We start from the raw sequence: 16,469 nt of genomic DNA, 5'->3' as shown, positions 1-16,469 counted from the left end.
ATTGTTCAACAGATATATCATATAATCTTCATAACAAATAGTACACACATTAGAAGAGGAGAACGACAGCGTGGATAAAAGCATCTCACAGGACATTGCGGATCTGAAATTTCAGTTACAGAAACTGATCGTTGGACAGGAAAACGCTCTTGAAAAAACAGTGATCACTCTTATAGCAGGAGGGAATGTCTTACTTGAGGGTGTTCCGGGTGTCGCAAAAACTCTGCTTGCGCGTTCACTTGCGGGATCGATCAATAGCAGTTTTTCCCGGATCCAGTTCACTCCTGATCTTCTTCCCTCGGACATCACCGGAACAGTTGTATTCAACCTAAAATCAAATGAGTTTTCCACGGTCTTCGGCCCGGTATTTCATCAGATTATTTTGGCGGATGAGATCAACCGTGCCCCTCCCAAAGTCCAGTCTGCTCTTCTTGAAGCGATGCAGGAACATCAGGTCACGATCCAGGGGACTACCTATCCCCTCCCTTCACCGTTTTTTGTTATCGCTACAGAAAATCCTCTTGAGTCGGAGGGAACCTATCCTCTCCCTGAAGCTGAAACAGATCGATTCATGACAAAAATAGTCATGACCCTCCCTTCGATAGATGATGAAATTGTGATTATGGAACGATTCTGCGGTGAGAGAGTACCGCACGCGGAGCCTGTTCTTTCAATAGAGAAGATCCTTGCTCTGCAAAATTCCGTTAGAAAGATCCATGCCAATGCAAAAATTCACCATTACATCGCAGAAATTGTTGGGGCAACGAGGACTGCCTCACCTGTCATAACGATTGGTGCCTCACCCCGTGCCTCAATTGGTCTTTTGATGTGTTCAAAAGCTCACGCTCTTCTAAACGGCAGAGATTATGTTATTCCTGAAGATGTGATCCACGTTTCAATGGAGGTCCTCAGGCACAGAATCCGGCTCAGTTTTGAGGCACAACTTGACGGAATTACGCCTGACACCGTAATAAAGGATATTTTGACCACCGTTTCCATCCCATGAATCAGCGTCTGTTCGAACTCCTGGAAAAATCCCGCCCCGTTGCCGCCCGTTTTCAAAGACCGCAGGGAATGCAGGGATCGTATATCTCCCGCAGAGTAGGACTTGGAACGGAGTTTTCTGAATTACGCGAATACCTGAGTGGAGATGATGTGAGGGCCATTGACAAAAATGTCACTGCACGAACAGGGATTCCGCATGTAAGGGTTCATGCTGAGGAACCTGACCTAAATCTTTACATCGCTGTCGACCTCTCAGCTTCCGGACATTTTGGATCAGGAACAAGCAAACTCATGACGGCAAAAATTGCCGCTGCATCCATTCTCCTTTCGGCTGAAAAAGAGCATATCCCTCTGGGTTTATGTCTGTTTACCTCCACAGTAGAAAAGTTCATCCCGGCAGGATCCGGCACGTCTCATCTGCATCTTCTTCTTACCACTCTTGCAGAAACTGATGCAAAGAATTCCGGGACCTCTATCCAGAATGCCTGCTGTGAACTTGCATCCCGCATCCAAAAATCCTCATCGATTATTCTTATTTCGGATTTTCAGGATACTCACTTTGCATCCGGCCTTCAGCTTCTTGGAAAGAGACATCGCTTATCAGCCCTTCGGATCACCGATCCTGGTGAATTTACTCTGCCTGATGTTGGCAGGATCATTCTCGAAGACCCTGAATCAGGCAGACAATATATGATCAATACATCAAGTCAGGAGGTTCGAGAACGGTTTTCTGCTGCCGCAAAAGATGCAGAGAACAAATGTTATAGCATCTTTCTCTCTTCGGGTGCCCAGTATGTTTCGTTATCTACAGACGGAAGTTGTATCCAGTCGCTGCAGAAACTATTTTCCCGGGGTGTCTGATGCCGGGTTTTTCTTATCCGCTTTATCTGCTCTTCCTTTTCATATTGCCACTTCTTTGGTATTGGTATCATAAAGCGGCTGCTGAAAAGAAACGAAAATCCATAACGTTTTCTTCCCATGTTTTTTTGGATGAGACTCAACATAACGATCTGAAAAAACGGGAGAGACTACTGTTTCTCGTTTTTCTTTTGATACTGGGTTGTGCCATCATCGGCGTTGCCGATCCTCACATACCCCTTGTCTCCTCCTCGGAGAATGTGAATCTGGTTCTCGCCCTTGATGTTTCTGCAAGTATGACGGCAGCTGACTACGTACCTACCCGGCTTGAAGCGGCAAAAAGCTCTGCAAAAATTCTTATAAATTCTTTAAGTGAATCAGACAATGCGGGAGTAGTAATTTTCGAGTCAGGTGCATCGAGCGCAGCATACCTGAGTTCGGATAAAAATCGCGTGCTTTCACGACTTGATCAGGTCTCGGTAAAGACAGGTAAGACTGCTCTGGGAGATGGATTGACTCTTGCTGTTGATATGGTGACGGCAATCCCAGCCGGAACATACATCGTTGTTCTGCTTTCCGACGGAGTGTCGAACACCGGCATGATCACTCCCGAAAATGCAGCTATGTTTGCAAAAAATTCCGGGGTTGTTGTTTACACAATCGGCATCGGAAGTGATTCCCCGGTGGAAGTATCCACCGAGGGAGTTCTGCAGTATGCCTCTCTTGACGAAGCAGCGCTCAGATCAATTGCTGAAATAACCGGGGGGGAGTATTTCCGTTCGGTTAATGAGACGACCCTGATGCAGATTCAGAATACGATTGGAAGTTCCATTGCAAGAGAGGCTGAGGAAACCAGTATCCAGTCCTGGTTCTTCTGGATCATACTCATTTTGCTTTTGCTTGAGGCATATCTCAGATACGGCGGCAGACGGGTGATTCCATGAGGTGCAGATTTCTCCTCCTCCTTTTAGTTCTCTCTCTGCTCATCGTACCGGCGGCGGCTGAGATTATTTTTACTTGCCCGTCTCAGGAGTTTTCCGTTGATCCGGGCGAGTCAATATCTCTAAAGTTAGGGGTCGACCAGAACACGGGATCCGATATACAGGGTAAACTGACCATCAATGAAATCAGAATTTCCGGGACCTCAGTTTTTCGCGAGTCGCGAATAACGGACAGAACGGTGTTTTCTGACGCGTCTTCTTTTCCGGTGAATATCCCTGCAATTTCTGAAGGGGATGAGCTGGTCGTGAATCTGGTATTCACCTACACTGATGCCTCGGGGACCATGCGTGATGTAACATTACCTCCGGTTACAATCAGAACAGGTCCGATAACGGGTCAGCTTTCACCGATAAGAAGTGCTGAATCCATTCATGTTGTAAAACCGTCGGTATCCTCCGGAAGCGGTACGACAGCGGACCCTTCTTCCCAGATCGCAGGTTCTGTGATTTCGAATTCAGCAGATCAGCTTCCTGATCTTTCTCTTAACCTGACGGAGAATCATGACGAAGAATTTACTTCACATCTGCGAACACTTCCGGAGTTCACTTTTTTGGAAGAATCGATCACGAGTTATGGGTTCCTGGTCTCTAAAACTTTTGTAACTTCATCGGCATCCGATGCGGGAACTTTCTCTATTGGTTATAGAAATGCAAACGGCAATGAGGCAGAGATAGCCGGAAATGTTTCAGGCTCCCTCTTTTCCGCCTCATCTTTAGCAGATGCTCCAGCAGGCATTCCCCTGATTTTGAAGAAAGATACACGCTACCTTTCCGCCGTCTCCGAAGTAAATGCTGAAGGGTATCTTCATACAGGGACAATGAGTGATGTTCACGACGGGGATGTCGTAATTGTCGTGCATCTGGAGAATCCCGAGGGTAAGGCCGCTGAGATCACTGCACATCTGAACAACGGAGGTGTGACCTCGGTAGAAACAAGTTTTGAAACGGACTTATTCTCACCCTGGATGATTATCGCCCTCCTTCTTATTACCGGGATTCTCATATTATTCTACTGGAACAGGCGCCGGCTCTCTGTCATCTCGCTTCCTTCTTCTCCGAAAATAGATCGTGCGAGTAACATCTCTCTTGCAGACGAGTATTTGTTGTGTGCGAAGGCAGCCTTTGAAAAAGGATTGTATCAGGATGCCTCAGCATATGCCGGCAAATCCCTTAGGTATTTCCTTACTGGAGATAGGGAAGTTACAACGGATGAGCTTCTGTCCCGGGATATCTCTCCCCGTGCAGCAGATCTTCTACTAAGATGTCGTGATGCCGGATTTTCTCATAGAGAGATCGAAAAACAATGGGCTGAAAAAATAATTAACGAAGTTGAGAAGTATATATCATATGATTATAACAATTGAAAAACAGACATAACAATCACTTATGACAATCTATGTTGGAATGGATGATACTGACAGCCTCGAGTCGAGAGGAACCGGCAGACTTGCCCGGGCGGCTGCCGCTGTCATTTCGAAAAAATGGCCGGTAAAAGGAGTGACCCGTCATCAGCTCTACGTCCATGAGTCCATTCCTTTCACCTCGCACAATAGTTGTGCTGTCCTTCACGTCGATGCAGATGGTCCGGAGATCGCGGATGAACTTTTTGCACTCACCGAAGAGATAATGCTCAGTGATTTTATTCCGGGGAGTGATCCGGGTCTTGCGGTTGCAGAGGAACGACAGATACATCCTGCGTTGATCGCTTACGGCCGGGATGCCCAGACCACCGTTCTCAACCAGAATATTGCGAGAACCCTTGCACATAATCTTGGTATCAGGCTCAAAGGTCTTGGCGGAACAGAGGATGGGGTTATCGGAGCACTAGCCGGACTCGGACTTGCAGCGATGAATAGTGACGGCCGGTATCTTCTGATCGGAAACATCCGAGATCTGACTGGTCCTGTTACCGTAGAACAGGTTCTTGCCGCCGGCGTGGACTGTGTGCAGACGATCGACGGGGAAATACTTACAACCGGTCTTATTATGGAACAGGAAGGCAAATCCGTAAAACCGTGCCCGATCGGAGGGAAAGTAACCCTTCTCGTCAGAAGGGAGGCCGGGAAAATCCTGCCGATTAAACGGGGATAACTATGGGTCCCGTCCAGAAAAGGATTCTGATTACTCTCAGCATTTTTGGGATTATTATTGCCGGATTTGCCATAGCCGAGTCTTCATTCGCCACATATGAATCTGATCTTCCGGACGTTGTCACCTCTTCCAAACAAAACCTTACTGCTGACGATTTTACCTATGGCCCGGTAAATTATCGTCCGGGGTATCTCCCGATCCCCATTTATGCAGAATCTGGTCTGTATGATGCTGAAGACTGGATCGTTTTGTTTGCTGTAGTGAATGAGACTCCCGTAAACGGCAATCCTTTTTTCGTCCGCCCCGGCTCAGTCAAAATTGATTACATATTTGAAAATCTCACGGGAACTGCCGTGTTCCAAGTTTATGGCCTTCGTTATGATTCCGGTCAGACCTGGACTACCCACCAGTTCCATTCACCTGCATCCGGCTACCGGGTAATCGCTTCACCACAGTCAGGTATTCTTCCCTCTCTCACCGATTACTCTGAAGAACTGCCAATGATAATCTCTGCTGCGAATCTGTATTACTCTCCCGACGGCGATATGGAGATTGGTGTTCCCTTTGCCTTTCCATTTCCAAAAGATGAGTTGAACGGCCTTTCCGCTCTCCACTTCACCCTGGATCCTGACATGCCCAGGGGTCAGGTTACTACTACCTCTGAATTGAACGGGACGTTCTATATCACTCACACCGGAGGAGATACAGTCCGGAGACTTATCCTCATGCTTGCAGTTAATTCTCCGCAGACTGATGACTTTTTGTTTACATTTACGAGCAGCTTTGTTCCATGGGAGGTCTGAATGAAACCATATTTTCAGCTTCATGAGATCGCTTTGCTCTCGCTTCTCGGCGCCCTTATTTTTGTTTTGCGTCTGGTTTTCAAGATCCCTATCCATGTACCCGGAAGCTCAGGTCTGGTATGGGTCCTTCCCCTCATTATCGGTGTGGGAATTGTACGAAAACCCGGGGCTGGATTGTACATGGGCTTTATATCAGGGATCCTCGCATCATTTTTTGGTGTAGGAGCTTTGCATGTCCTTGACATCTTCAAGTATCTTGCAATGGGACTTTCTATTGATTTGACATCTATGCTCTTTCTCTACCGTTTCAGTAATCCAATGGTAGGGTTTATTGTTGGAGCTGTTGGAAATTTTACGAAGATGCTGGTAAATTTCGCTGTTCAGATGTTGTTTGGTGTTCAGGCAACTTTTATTCTGGTTGGAATCACTGTTTCAGCAACAACACATCTGATATTTGGCGGTATCGGCGGAATTCTTGCCGTGCTGATATTGTCTCGTCTGAGGCGTGCAGGAGTGATTACTGAGGATGACAAAGACGCCGATAATTGAGGTGAACAATCTCACATACATCTATCCCCGTCAGCCTGGAGGGAGACGCCCCGCTCCTTTTCATGATCTGAATCTCACGGTATATGCAGGTGAACGAATTCTTCTTACCGGAGATTCCGGTTCCGGGAAATCAACGTTTTTACGCTGTCTGAATGGTTTGATTCCGCATTCAGAATCCGGAAAGATGGAAGGTACCGTCAATATCGCAGGTATTGATACTCGTAACTCCGGCATATCCCAGCTTGCCTCTCATGTTGGCATGGTATTTCAGGATCCTGATTATCAGTTATTCTGTTCAGATGTTGAAAGTGAAATTGCCTATGGGCTTGAACAACATGGTGTATCTCCTGTGGAAATGCAGAGGAGGATCGAAGAAGTCATTGAATTATTACGTATAACTCATCTTCGTGGCAGAATGATGGACACTCTTTCATGGGGAGAGCGTCAGCGGGTCGCTATCGCCTCGGTCCTGGTTATGCGGCCTGAGATCCTTCTTCTCGATGAGCCGTTATCCGGGCTTGATGAAGGAGCAGTCAAAACACTCATCGAAGTGTTGAAAAATCTGAATGAACTGCTTGGGCTTACTATCATCATCGCAGAACACCGAACAAATTGTCTGGAAGATTTTCCGACCCGATACATCCATTTTGGAGATCCGGTATCCGCCAATTCTGCTGTTGTACGTTGCCCATCTCGGTCATGTACATCTGATAATTCTCTCTCCCTCTCTCAGGTAAATTTCGCGTATGGAGAATCCGACCGATTGGTTTTGTCCGATCTCACTCTCTCTTTTCATTCAGGTATGATCTCTGTTCTGATGGGAGAGAACGGTTCTGGAAAAAGCACATTGATCCGGCATGCGAATGGGATCCTTCGCCCGGATTCAGGAGAGGTGTTTGTTCATGGAGAAAATATTCGTGACAAAACCGTGGCGGAGATCTCGTCAAGTGTCGGCATTTGTTTCCAGCATGCTGATTATCAGCTTTTTGAAGAGACGATTCTTGATGAATTACTCTGTACACCCCGTATTCGCGGATATCCGGTTGGACCTTCCAGATGTCGTGCCCGCAGTATTCTTGATGATTTAGGTCTTCTTTCGCTTGGCGAAAAATCATCTCCTCTTAAAGCATCTGTTGGCGAAAAACAGAGGATTGCTATCTCGACCTTACTCATGATGGATACATCCGTAATGATTTTAGATGAGCCAACCCTTGGACTTGACGCATCATCCAAACAGATACTGGCCTCTATTCTGCAAAAAGAACGGGATCTTGGAAAAACCGTTATAGTTGCGACACATGACCGCGGTTTTGCGGATCTATGTGCTGACCGAATCATCAGTCTTTCCGGCGGCCGGGTCATACACGACACAGGGGTTCTCAGATGAAGTTCTCAAAAAAGATGATCCGGTATGTTGATAGGGATACCATTTTTCACCGTCTCGATCCGGGAACAAAAATCATTCTGGTTTTATATTTTAGTATCATCGCCATTCTGATCAACTCTCTGCCCGCAATGCTTCTGCTTCTGTTGTTTGTCTATCTGCCGATCATATGGGAGCATTTGACTCTGATTCTCGTTCGTTCTCTGCGTTTTCTCATTCCTGTCTTCCTCTTCATCTTCATCATCAACCTGATGTTTCCTCAGGTGATCCCTGCTGATCCTTGGGTCACCTATACCTTTCTTACTGTAACCGGTGGTCTTTCTTTTGAGGGGATCATCTATGCCTGCCTGATGACCGCACGGATGTTTATGATAGCTTCAGTATCAACGTTATTCATTATGACAACAACCAGTAACGCGTTTGTTCACCGGCTGAAATCCGTTGGTATTCCGGAAACCCTGGCATTTTCTCTTGGTTATGCCATGAAATCCATTACCACGCTGAGTACTGATATGGCCAATATCATGGATGCACAACGATCCCGGGGCATTGAGTTGGAAAAAGGAAATCCTGCAAACAAAGGATTACAGTATATGGCTCTTGGTATACCAATGACCGTCTCTGTGATGCAGCGTTCCAAGCAGACAGCTGATGCGATGCAGTGCAGAGGATTTGGGAGTTCTGGAAAAAAAACTCTTCACCGGCCTTTTAAAATGGAAAGATCAGATTATCTTGCACTGATAATATCGGTATTGGTTGGGTGTGCTTTGTGGTATTTTTCAGCCATCCAGTATTTCTAAACCAGCGCTTAGTTAATTAAGTTAATTTAACTATTTAACAACATTTATTTGTGTGTGAAACGGCAAATACTAATGATACCCATGTCTTGCCTTTGCTTGACTATTTGTGGGTGTGGAGAACTATAGTATGAAAAAATCATCTTTCGTCGCAATGATCACTTTTGCAGTAATCTTTGCATTTTTATTTGTTCCGGCAGTCAGTGCCGAGACCGTTGAAAAGACTGTGATTCTTGAAAGTGGAGACATTGTAATCCCGATGGCAAACTTCGACGGAGGGTCCGCTGATGTTACTGTTCCAAAAAACTCAGTAGCAGGTATTATTTACCAGGCCTACCCGGATGTTGAGTTCTGGTTTAAACCTGGAAGCACCAAAACATGGTTCAACTTAAATGTTCTGGAAGGTCGCACCCACAAAGATGGCGGAGTCTGGACGCTCTATGTAGGCGGCGTTGAGCAGACCTCAGATATGGTTAACGACTGGTCCCAGCTTATCGTAACTCCCGGTGATACAGTGAAGTTGATCTACGACGCTGATGAATACACAGTAAAGATAAAAACTACAGTGTCAAACACTGCAAAACCAGTAACACAGTCCATTAACGGTGTTTTCAAAACTGAAGCCGTTAATATCCCGGCTGAACAGATTTCCGGATCAGATACAGCAGTCAGTGTTGCCGGAGATTCTCTTCTTGGAATCCTTGCCAATTCTCTTCCATCGGTCGAATTCTATAAAGGAGGAAATCAAAACTTCTTTAATCTGAATACCTATGACGGACACACGCATAAATCTCCGAACAAGACTGACAAATGGTATGTTTATGTTGATGGAACTGAAGTAACTACTCCGGACTGGAGTACGGTTAAACTCACCAAAGGACAGGTCATTACGATGAAGTTCGATGATATAACTAACGGAGCAATCTACCAGTATGTCATTGAAACATCTGCTTTAGCAGGTGACAGCGGAACCACGTCGCCTCTGCCGGCTGCAGGTATTATTTTTGGTCTTGGAGCAGCAGGATTGTTTGCATTATCCCGCAAACTCTAAATCTCTTTTTTACTCGTGTGAAATCTATAATAGTTCACAGCGGGAATATGTATGTATGGTCAAAGTCCCCTGTCAGGAAATCGTGTGGGACATCATCCCCGCAATACAGGCAGCTCTTGCTGTTGAACTGGTGAGTCTGGGCGTATCTCAGATCCAGATCGCCGCCCATCTCTCTCTTGCTCCGTCAGCTGTATCCCAGTATCTGTCCGGTAAACGGGGATACAGAATCGTTTTCGACGATCCTATAAAAGAGATCATCTCGAAACTGGCCCGGGACATCAGGTCAGGTTCCGTCTCGGATGATGATCTTTCAGCTGAATTATGTTCCATCTGCCGCTCACTCAGAGGGGACAGCAGATGCGGCAGTTCTTTGGATTAAAACCCAAAACCTCATAAGTTAGAAGAGTCAACTAAACTTCTATCGGGGTTCAACTCATGATAGAAAGTTTTATTGAAGGAAACAAGATCTTCCAGGAACAGGATTTCGAACGGAAGAAAGACCGGTACATGCAGCTGACCACTCAGCAGCACCCGACCGTATTATGGATCGGCTGCTCGGACTCCCGAGTCAATCCGGAACGTATCACCCACTGCCGTGCCGGTGAACTCTTCACCCACAGAAACATAGGGAACATCGTTCCGACCCATGACTGGAATTTTGCAACTGTTTTAGAGTATGCCGTGAAGCATCTCAAAGTGAAAGATATTGTAATCTGCGGCCACTCTGACTGCGGAGCTCTCAACGCTCTTGATGTTGATATGTCAAAGGATGCTTATATCCCCCAATGGATCAATAACGCCCGTGAAGCGCAGATCAGAGTCGACGCCCGTCTCGGCGAGGCAAAAACTCCGGAGGAAAAGGCAGCCCGGAAAAAAGAGATCGAGTATGAAAACATCAAGCTTCAGCTTGAACATCTCAGATCTTATCCGCTTGTTTCCCTGGCGGAAGAAAAAGGATGCCTGCATGTTCACGGATTATATTATGATCTGAAAACCGGCGCTCTTTCCAAGATCGCCTAACTTTTTTTTACGAGTGCAAGAAACTCTGCCGGTGAATCAACCGCACATATGTTATCCCGTTTATCCACCGACCCGAAGGTAGCGTGCACGCCTTTGATGCCCAGCTCTCTTGGCGGTCTGACATCCCGGTTTTTCTTGTCTCCGATCATCATGGTCTCTTCCGGTAAAACATCAAGAGCTTCCAGTGTCTTTTGATAGACGAGCGGATCCGGCTTTTTCACGCCGAAGGTTTCAGGTGTGACGATCAGTTCAAAATAGTGTGCATAGCCAAGGGCAGCCATCCGTTTTTCCATGTCAGGCCGGTCGGCATTTGAGATAACTGCCAAACGGACTCCTGCTGATTTCAACTCACTCAGCATTTCTTCAACTCCCTCAAAGGGAGAGATACAGGCAAGTTCCAGGGTGTGATAAAGCCACGTACACTCCTGAAACTCTCCTTCGACTCCGTCTGCAAGATAAAGAGAGACGGCATCTTCAATTAGGCTTGGCGGATTTTTGTTCAGAGAATAAAAATGCAGATCGCCGAATATCCCGCAGTATGCCATCAAAGCATCTGCTGCACACATACGTGCCCTGCGAAGATCGTGCAGGGTGTTGTCCATATCGAAGATCACTGCACGGGGAAAGGGTGCTTCAGAGTTCACAGGTATCACAGTCATGCCCGCAGGAGCTGCATTCTCCGTCGCCCCACGGCTCCCTGCCCGACTTTACCAGAAAATCATTGATCGCTTTGTGGATGGTTTCTTCTGCAAGGACCGAGCAGTGCATTTTGTTAGGGGGCAGCCCGTCCAATGCTTCTGCTACGGCTTTGTTTGAGAGGGTCCATGCCTCCTCCAGCGTTTTGCCTTTGATCATCTCTGTGGCCATACTGCTGGAGGCAATCGCAGCACCGCAGCCGAATGTCTGAAACTTGGCGTCGATGATGATATCGTTTTCGACTTTCAGATACATCTTCATAATGTCGCCGCATGAGGGATTTCCCTCCTCGCCGACACCGCTTGGGTTTTCGATCACACCGACGTTTCTCGGGTTGGTGAAGTGATCCATTACTTTTTCACTGTACATTTTTCAGCTCCTTTGGGGTAAGCGGGGACATCGCTCTGAGTTTTTCCACCGTTTCTTTGAGTGCGGCTGTCACGATCTTTACATCTTCTGCAGTTGTTCTCTCGCCAATGGTCAGCCTGATCGATCCATGGGCGATTTCGTGAGGGATCCCCATCGCAGTTAAAACATGTGATGGTTCAAGGGATGCCGAGTTACAGGCACTTCCGGTCGATGCGCAGATCCCTTTCATGTTCAGGAGGAGGAGAACCGACTCTCCCTCGATGTACTCAAAGATGATGTTCGTGTTGTTTGGAAGACGTTTTGTCGGATGACCATTTAAGTGTGTTGCCGGTATCTTGAGAAGTTCGCGGGTCAGCTCGTTCCTCAGGTCAGTGAGCCGATCCATTTCTTCGGGCAGATGGGTTACTGCCCGTTCGATGGCGGCTCCAAGACCGACGATGCCAGGAACATTCTCTGTACCTGCACGGCGTTTCCTTTCCTGGGCGCCGCCGTGCATGAAGCTCTGGATCCGTGTTCCTTTCCGGATATAGAGAGCTCCAATACCTTTTGGTCCGTATAATTTATGGCCGGATAGTGAGAGAAGGTCAATGTTTTCTGAGACCACATCGATTGGAACATGACCGACCGCCTGGACTGCATCAGTATGGAAGCAGATCCCGTGTTTTCTGGCGATCTTTCCGATCTCGGCAATCGGCTGGATCGTTCCGACCTCGTTGTTTGCGTACATGACTGAGATGAGGATCGTGTCTTGACGGATCGCTTTTTCTACCGACTCCGGAGAAACCATGCCGAACTTGTCTACCGGAAGATAGGTTATCTCAAATCCTCTGGATGCGAGCCATTCGCAGGAATGAAGTACTGCATGGTGTTCAATGGAGGTTGTGATGATGTGTTTGCCTTTTCGTTCGTTGGCAAATGCCGCGCCTTTCAAAGCCCAGTTGTCAGATTCGGTCCCGCCGTTGGTAAAGAAGATCTCGTCAGGCTGGGCATTGATCGCAGATGCCGCCTGCTTTCTTGCCAGGTCAAGAACTTTTTTGTTGGACTGGCCGATCGAATACACTGAAGACGGATTGCCGAACTCATCAGAGAAGTAGGGGATCATTGCCTCTACGACCTCTTTGGCTGTGTAGGTCGTAGCGGCATGATCCATATAGATGATTTTTTTGTCCATAATGTTCACGCCGTGAATCTTATTACTCTATTATTTAGCGGTGCTCATATCTAAAGATTAGTGCAGAGGGCCTGTATCGTCCGGCGGGAGTGAAATGAAGGAAATATGCCGGAAAGATGACTGAATGGATGAACAGACCCTAGAACAAACCTGCCCGAATCCACCGTCTGTGTATCTCTCTTCTCACAGGCATGCCGTATGCCTAGTTTCCTTTCCTCAGGTTGCTCAATCCAAAAAGACTATACTGTAATCCACACAACAGATATGCAATAAGTTATATAGACTTACAATTCAGGAGTAAATCATGAGCGATCAGCCAGAAGGATGTGATGGTCACTGTGACAGCTGTTCACAGAAGACCGATACCTGTCAGAAACCCAAGAAAGCCAATATCAATGTAAGACATGTGATCCTTGTCCTCTCAGGAAAAGGCGGTGTCGGAAAGAGTACGGTTTCAGTTAATCTTGCATATGCCCTTTCCAATCACGGCTATCAGACCGGCCTTATGGATCTGGACATCCATGGTCCGAGCCTTGCCAAGATGCTCGGCATCGAGGATCTCCGGCTTCAGGCGATCGGCAATAAGATCATGCCGGTGAAAGTGACCGGTTCTTTGAAAGTGATCTCCATGGCCCTTCTTTTAAATGAGACCGACAGTCCTATTGTCTGGCGCGGTCCGATGAAAGCCGCCGCGATCCAGCAGTTCCTTGGTGATGTCGAATGGGGAGAGCTTGACTATCTCGTCGTCGATCTTCCGCCCGGAACCGGCGATGAAGCATTAAATATCGTGCAGTTTGCTCCCAATGTAGAAGGCGCTGTCATCGTTACGACTCCTCAGGACGTCGCGGTTCTGGATTCCACCAAAGCGATCAAGTTCATCGAGATGATGGATCTCCCGGTTCTCGGTATCATCGAAAACATGTCGGGAATGGTGTGCCCGCACTGCGGTGAGGTCGTCGATCTCTTTGGAAAAGGCGGGGGAGAAAAAGCTGCGAAGCAGTACAACGTCCCGTATCTTGGCGCCATCCCGATCGATATCGAGATGAGAAAAGCCGGTGATGAAGGAAGACCGTTCATTGTCAGAACACCCGGTCAGACTAACCCCACCTGGGATGCTGTTGATCAAGTCATGGAAAACCTCATTGCCGAGGTAGAAAAACGCGACGCATAATATGAAAGTTCTCATCGCTGAATATACCGCTGTCCATGATCCGGCTCTCGCCCCGGAGGGAAAAGCTATGGTTTCTGCTCTGAAAAAGAGTTTCGAAGCCTGTGGTCATACGATTGTAATGCCGTCAGGAAGGGACTTTGATGCAGAGATCTCCCGTCTGGCTCCGGAATGTGATTACGGTCTTGTCATTGCGCCGGATGAATATCTCGCAAAATATACCCATACCCTTGAGCTTGCCACCCATAACATCGGCTCCGACAGTACTGCCATTGCCGTTTGTGCGAGCAAACGTCTCTCCGCCAAGCTTCTTGCGAAGGTCGGCATCGATGTTCCGGCTGAAGTCTCAGCTGACTTTTCGGGCAAACGTGTGATCAAACCGGTGAAAGGCGCAGGTTCGGTCGGTGTTCGTATCGCAAAGGATGGAGAGTTGCCCGGAGATGGCGAGATGTCTGTCGAGTATCTCGAAGGCGAGCATTTCAGTGTCAGTATCATCGGAAGCCGCGTTGTCGGCGAAGCCTGCGGGTTTTACAGCGGCCTTCCTCCGGTGTTTCTGACGATCAACCGTCAGTTCTGCGAGGTGGGGGATGACGGCAGGTTTGTTTACAAAGGCGGCGAAACACCTGTCCACCCTGCCCGCGAAGGCGAGATGATCGAGATCGCCAAAAAAGCGATCGAAACGCTCGGCTGTCAGGGGTATGTCGGCCTTGACATGATCGTCGGTGAGAAGATCTGGGTGGTCGATGTCAATCCCCGTCCGACCATGAGTGTGCTGGGTATCGTCCACGTCATGGAAGAGGAGATCGCCGACGTTCTGCTGAAAGCAACGGTCGGTCTGCCTCCGGAAACTGTTCACTACAACGGCAAAATCGCGAAATTTGATGATGTCGGTGGAGTTAACTTAGAGTGATCGGCATCGATGTCGGAGGTGCAAACCTCAAAATCGTTGATGAATCAGGAGTCCACATCCATTACTGCCCGCTGTGGAAGGAGTCCGATCTGGCAGAGATCATCAGCACGTATGCCGGAAGAGAGAATGCGGCGGTCGTCATGAGCGGTGAGCTTGCCGATGGATTTATCACCAAATCCGAAGGCATCTCTTACATCGTTGACGCAGTTTTGCAGACTTTTCCGGATGCTGTTTTCTACGGGACCGATGCCAAATTGCACATGAAAGCTTGTCCTCAGCTTGCAGCCGCCAACTGGCTCGCTTCCGTCGATCTTCTTCGCAGGACCTATCCTGACGGAATGATGCTGGATATCGGAAGCACAACCGCTGATATCGTTCCCTTTTCCCAATTTACCCGTCTTATCGGGATGACCGACACCCTCCGTCTTCAGCAGGGGTACCTGGTTTATACCGGCATGCTGAGAACACCGGTTGCCGCGCTTGCAAACTCAGCAGAGATCAACGGGATCATGACGCCCTTCTCCACTGAGTATTTTGCCTGTTCGGGAGACGCCCACTTTGTTCTTGGACACATCGGATTCGATGAATATTCATCCGCGACGCCTGACGGAAAAGAGGTTTCACGCGAAGCCTGTCTCAGGCGGCTTGCCCGGATGGTTTGTGCCGATCTCGAAGAGATCGGAGAGGAAGGTGCACTTCATATAGCCGAATCCTTCTGGGCTGCCCAGCGTGATCTTGTCTGCACTGCAGTGGAAAAAGTAAGAAAAGACGCCGGCGCAGATATCCTTCTTGTCGGAGGCATCGGCTCGTCGACGTTTGCTCCGCTCACCGGCGGTGTTGATCTAACCGCTGCACTTGGAATTCCTGCAGATGCGTTACCTGCATATTCTGTTCGTGAGATCGCCGGTGTTTTGGAGAGATCATACGGGACCGTCTGAACTCCGGTTTCTCATGATCTACTGTTTATTTTTACGTTTTTTCTGTTTCTGAAACTCAGCAGAAGTATTTTTTCCATCAAGGGGCGGTTTGTAAGCTGACGGATAGCCGCTTGATGCCAGGATCTCGCCTGAAGAGACCGAGCCTTTCGACCCTGAGATCTCTTTTGTCATGAGCGAGATGAATGAGTTCGGCAGCTGCATTCCGTACAAAAAATTTGCCGGCGGGATCGGAAGATTGGAAAGTGCATAATTTCTGACAGACCCGCGGTCGATCTCGATTCCCAGCGCCTTCATGATCTCTGCCGTGTGGGAGTAGGAGTGGAGTCTTGCAAGGGAGATTGCCATATCCACGATCGCAGAACCGAGCCGTGTGTCTGGATAGAACGGTTCCTCTGCGTAGATGAGGTTCCCGCATTTTTTGCACTTGAACCGTCTGATATTCACCATGATCTTTTTTCGTCCTGTCGGTGTTTTCAGTATCACGTAGAGTTTTTTTTTCGTATCGTACGGCTGGGGTTTCCCTCCGCAGAGAGGGCAGGGTTTTGCTGTGGCAAAAAGCGTGCCTTCAAGAGAAGAGATACCGACCATTACCGTGGTTATGAGCAGTGACGGGATTTTTACCTGTTGCCTGGGCATGTGTATTATTATTAGTGGGTAA

Annotated in this window: 19 protein-coding genes; 15 read left to right on the top strand and 4 right to left on the bottom strand. The window is 47.9% G+C overall.

Annotated features, from left to right (window positions below):
• Positions 1-70: 70 nt before the first annotated feature.
• The 12 genes from H575_RS00895 to H575_RS00840 all read left to right on the top strand — a co-directional run bounded on the left by H575_RS00895 (position 71) and on the right by H575_RS00840 (position 10,559).
• Entirely contained in the window at positions 71-1,006 is a 936-nt protein-coding gene (locus tag H575_RS00895; protein WP_245554476.1) for an AAA family ATPase, read from the top strand.
• Entirely contained in the window at positions 1,003-1,866 is an 864-nt protein-coding gene (locus tag H575_RS00890; RefSeq protein ID WP_052319885.1) for a DUF58 domain-containing protein, read from the top strand. The genes H575_RS00895 and H575_RS00890 overlap by 4 nt, the downstream gene beginning before the upstream one ends.
• On the top strand, positions 1,866-2,807 hold the full coding sequence (locus H575_RS00885) for a vWA domain-containing protein (protein ID WP_042696563.1): 942 nt from the start codon (positions 1,866-1,868) through the stop codon (positions 2,805-2,807). The genes H575_RS00890 and H575_RS00885 overlap by 1 nt, the downstream gene beginning before the upstream one ends.
• Positions 2,804-4,228, top strand: a complete 1,425-nt coding sequence (locus tag H575_RS00880) for a hypothetical protein (protein WP_042696562.1) — start codon at positions 2,804-2,806, stop codon at positions 4,226-4,228. Before H575_RS00885 ends, H575_RS00880 begins: the two co-directional genes overlap by 4 nt.
• A gap of 22 nt (positions 4,229-4,250) precedes the next feature.
• A complete protein-coding gene (locus tag H575_RS00875; protein WP_042696560.1) occupies positions 4,251-4,955 on the top strand; it encodes a hypothetical protein in 705 nt (234 codons plus the stop codon).
• 2 nt (positions 4,956-4,957) lie between these two features.
• Entirely contained in the window at positions 4,958-5,758 is an 801-nt protein-coding gene (locus tag H575_RS00870) for a hypothetical protein (RefSeq protein WP_042696558.1), read from the top strand.
• A complete protein-coding gene (locus H575_RS00865) occupies positions 5,759-6,307 on the top strand; it encodes an ECF transporter S component (protein WP_042696555.1) in 549 nt (182 codons plus the stop codon). It begins immediately after the preceding gene.
• Positions 6,285-7,694, top strand: coding sequence for an ABC transporter ATP-binding protein (locus H575_RS00860; protein WP_042696553.1), 1,410 nt, complete (start codon positions 6,285-6,287; stop codon positions 7,692-7,694). The genes H575_RS00865 and H575_RS00860 overlap by 23 nt, the downstream gene beginning before the upstream one ends.
• Positions 7,691-8,491, top strand: coding sequence for an energy-coupling factor transporter transmembrane component T family protein (locus tag H575_RS08815; protein WP_052319884.1), 801 nt, complete (start codon positions 7,691-7,693; stop codon positions 8,489-8,491). Before H575_RS00860 ends, H575_RS08815 begins: the two co-directional genes overlap by 4 nt.
• A 127-nt stretch (positions 8,492-8,618) precedes the next feature.
• Positions 8,619-9,539 carry a hypothetical protein gene (locus H575_RS00850; protein WP_042696552.1) on the top strand — a complete coding sequence of 307 codons (921 nt, stop codon included), beginning with the start codon at positions 8,619-8,621 and terminating at the stop codon, positions 9,537-9,539.
• A gap of 55 nt (positions 9,540-9,594) precedes the next feature.
• Positions 9,595-9,918, top strand: a complete 324-nt coding sequence (locus H575_RS00845) for a transcriptional regulator (protein WP_042696551.1) — start codon at positions 9,595-9,597, stop codon at positions 9,916-9,918.
• 56 nt (positions 9,919-9,974) lie between these two features.
• A complete protein-coding gene (locus tag H575_RS00840) occupies positions 9,975-10,559 on the top strand; it encodes a carbonic anhydrase (protein WP_042696549.1) in 585 nt (194 codons plus the stop codon).
• Here H575_RS00840 and H575_RS00835 read toward each other — a convergent pair.
• The 3 genes from H575_RS00835 to nifS are packed head-to-tail and all read right to left on the bottom strand — an operon-like array spanning position 10,556 to position 12,795.
• The gene (locus H575_RS00835; protein ID WP_081406597.1) at positions 10,556-11,218 is read right to left on the bottom strand and encodes an HAD family hydrolase; all 663 of its coding nucleotides are present in this window, start codon (positions 11,216-11,218) and stop codon (positions 10,556-10,558) included. The genes H575_RS00840 and H575_RS00835 overlap by 4 nt on opposite strands.
• Positions 11,193-11,624: a Fe-S cluster assembly scaffold protein NifU gene (gene nifU, locus H575_RS00830; protein WP_042696544.1), complete on the bottom strand. Its 432-nt coding sequence runs from the start codon at positions 11,622-11,624 to the stop codon at positions 11,193-11,195. The genes H575_RS00835 and nifU overlap by 26 nt, the downstream gene beginning before the upstream one ends.
• The gene (gene nifS / locus H575_RS00825) at positions 11,614-12,795 is read right to left on the bottom strand and encodes a cysteine desulfurase NifS (RefSeq protein WP_042696542.1); all 1,182 of its coding nucleotides are present in this window, start codon (positions 12,793-12,795) and stop codon (positions 11,614-11,616) included. Before nifS ends, nifU begins: the two co-directional genes overlap by 11 nt.
• 304 nt (positions 12,796-13,099) lie before the next feature.
• Between nifS and H575_RS00820 the strand changes: the two genes are divergently transcribed.
• From H575_RS00820 to H575_RS00810, 3 genes are read left to right on the top strand one after another with little or no spacing between them, the layout of a single operon-like run.
• A complete protein-coding gene (locus H575_RS00820) occupies positions 13,100-13,966 on the top strand; it encodes an Mrp/NBP35 family ATP-binding protein (protein ID WP_042696541.1) in 867 nt (288 codons plus the stop codon).
• A gap of 1 nt (position 13,967) precedes the next feature.
• A complete protein-coding gene (locus H575_RS00815; protein WP_042696539.1) occupies positions 13,968-14,873 on the top strand; it encodes an ATP-grasp domain-containing protein in 906 nt (301 codons plus the stop codon).
• Complete coding sequence (locus tag H575_RS00810; RefSeq protein WP_042696537.1) at positions 14,870-15,811, top strand: hydantoinase/oxoprolinase family protein; 942 nt, start codon at positions 14,870-14,872, stop codon at positions 15,809-15,811. Before H575_RS00815 ends, H575_RS00810 begins: the two co-directional genes overlap by 4 nt.
• An 18-nt stretch (positions 15,812-15,829) precedes the next feature.
• Here H575_RS00810 and H575_RS00805 read toward each other — a convergent pair whose 3' ends face one another.
• Positions 15,830-16,447, bottom strand: coding sequence for a hypothetical protein (locus H575_RS00805; protein ID WP_155897821.1), 618 nt, complete (start codon positions 16,445-16,447; stop codon positions 15,830-15,832).
• Between the last annotated feature and the right edge of the window lie 22 nt (positions 16,448-16,469).

This window comes from Methanocorpusculum bavaricum DSM 4179, assembly GCF_000430905.1.
Lineage (GTDB): Archaea > Halobacteriota > Methanomicrobia > Methanomicrobiales > Methanocorpusculaceae > Methanocorpusculum > Methanocorpusculum parvum.
The sequence above is the reverse complement of the archived record's forward strand: the minus strand, read 5'-3'. Positions and strand labels throughout refer to the sequence as shown.

Bases quoted from the DNA above. Each gene is read 5' to 3' on its own strand.
- H575_RS00890 (WP_052319885.1), top strand. From the start codon at position 1,003: ATGAATCAGCGTCTGTTCGAACTCCTGGAAAAATCCCGCCCCGTTGCC.
- H575_RS00885 (WP_042696563.1), top strand. From the start codon at position 1,866: ATGCCGGGTTTTTCTTATCCGCTTTATCTGCTCTTCCTTTTCATATTG.
- H575_RS00880 (WP_042696562.1), top strand. From the start codon at position 2,804: ATGAGGTGCAGATTTCTCCTCCTCCTTTTAGTTCTCTCTCTGCTCATC.
- H575_RS00875 (WP_042696560.1), top strand. From the start codon at position 4,251: ATGACAATCTATGTTGGAATGGATGATACTGACAGCCTCGAGTCGAGA.
- H575_RS00870 (WP_042696558.1), top strand. From the start codon at position 4,958: ATGGGTCCCGTCCAGAAAAGGATTCTGATTACTCTCAGCATTTTTGGG.
- H575_RS00865 (WP_042696555.1), top strand. From the start codon at position 5,759: ATGAAACCATATTTTCAGCTTCATGAGATCGCTTTGCTCTCGCTTCTC.
- H575_RS00860 (WP_042696553.1), top strand. From the start codon at position 6,285: ATGACAAAGACGCCGATAATTGAGGTGAACAATCTCACATACATCTAT.
- H575_RS08815 (WP_052319884.1), top strand. From the start codon at position 7,691: ATGAAGTTCTCAAAAAAGATGATCCGGTATGTTGATAGGGATACCATT.
- H575_RS00850 (WP_042696552.1), top strand. From the start codon at position 8,619: ATGAAAAAATCATCTTTCGTCGCAATGATCACTTTTGCAGTAATCTTT.
- H575_RS00845 (WP_042696551.1), top strand. From the start codon at position 9,595: ATGGTCAAAGTCCCCTGTCAGGAAATCGTGTGGGACATCATCCCCGCA.
- H575_RS00840 (WP_042696549.1), top strand. From the start codon at position 9,975: ATGATAGAAAGTTTTATTGAAGGAAACAAGATCTTCCAGGAACAGGAT.
- H575_RS00835 (WP_081406597.1), bottom strand. From the start codon at position 11,218: ATGACTGTGATACCTGTGAACTCTGAAGCACCCTTTCCCCGTGCAGTG.
- nifU (WP_042696544.1), bottom strand. From the start codon at position 11,624: ATGTACAGTGAAAAAGTAATGGATCACTTCACCAACCCGAGAAACGTC.
- nifS (WP_042696542.1), bottom strand. From the start codon at position 12,795: ATGGACAAAAAAATCATCTATATGGATCATGCCGCTACGACCTACACA.
- H575_RS00820 (WP_042696541.1), top strand. From the start codon at position 13,100: ATGAGCGATCAGCCAGAAGGATGTGATGGTCACTGTGACAGCTGTTCA.
- H575_RS00815 (WP_042696539.1), top strand. From the start codon at position 13,968: ATGAAAGTTCTCATCGCTGAATATACCGCTGTCCATGATCCGGCTCTC.
- H575_RS00805 (WP_155897821.1), bottom strand. From the start codon at position 16,447: ATGCCCAGGCAACAGGTAAAAATCCCGTCACTGCTCATAACCACGGTA.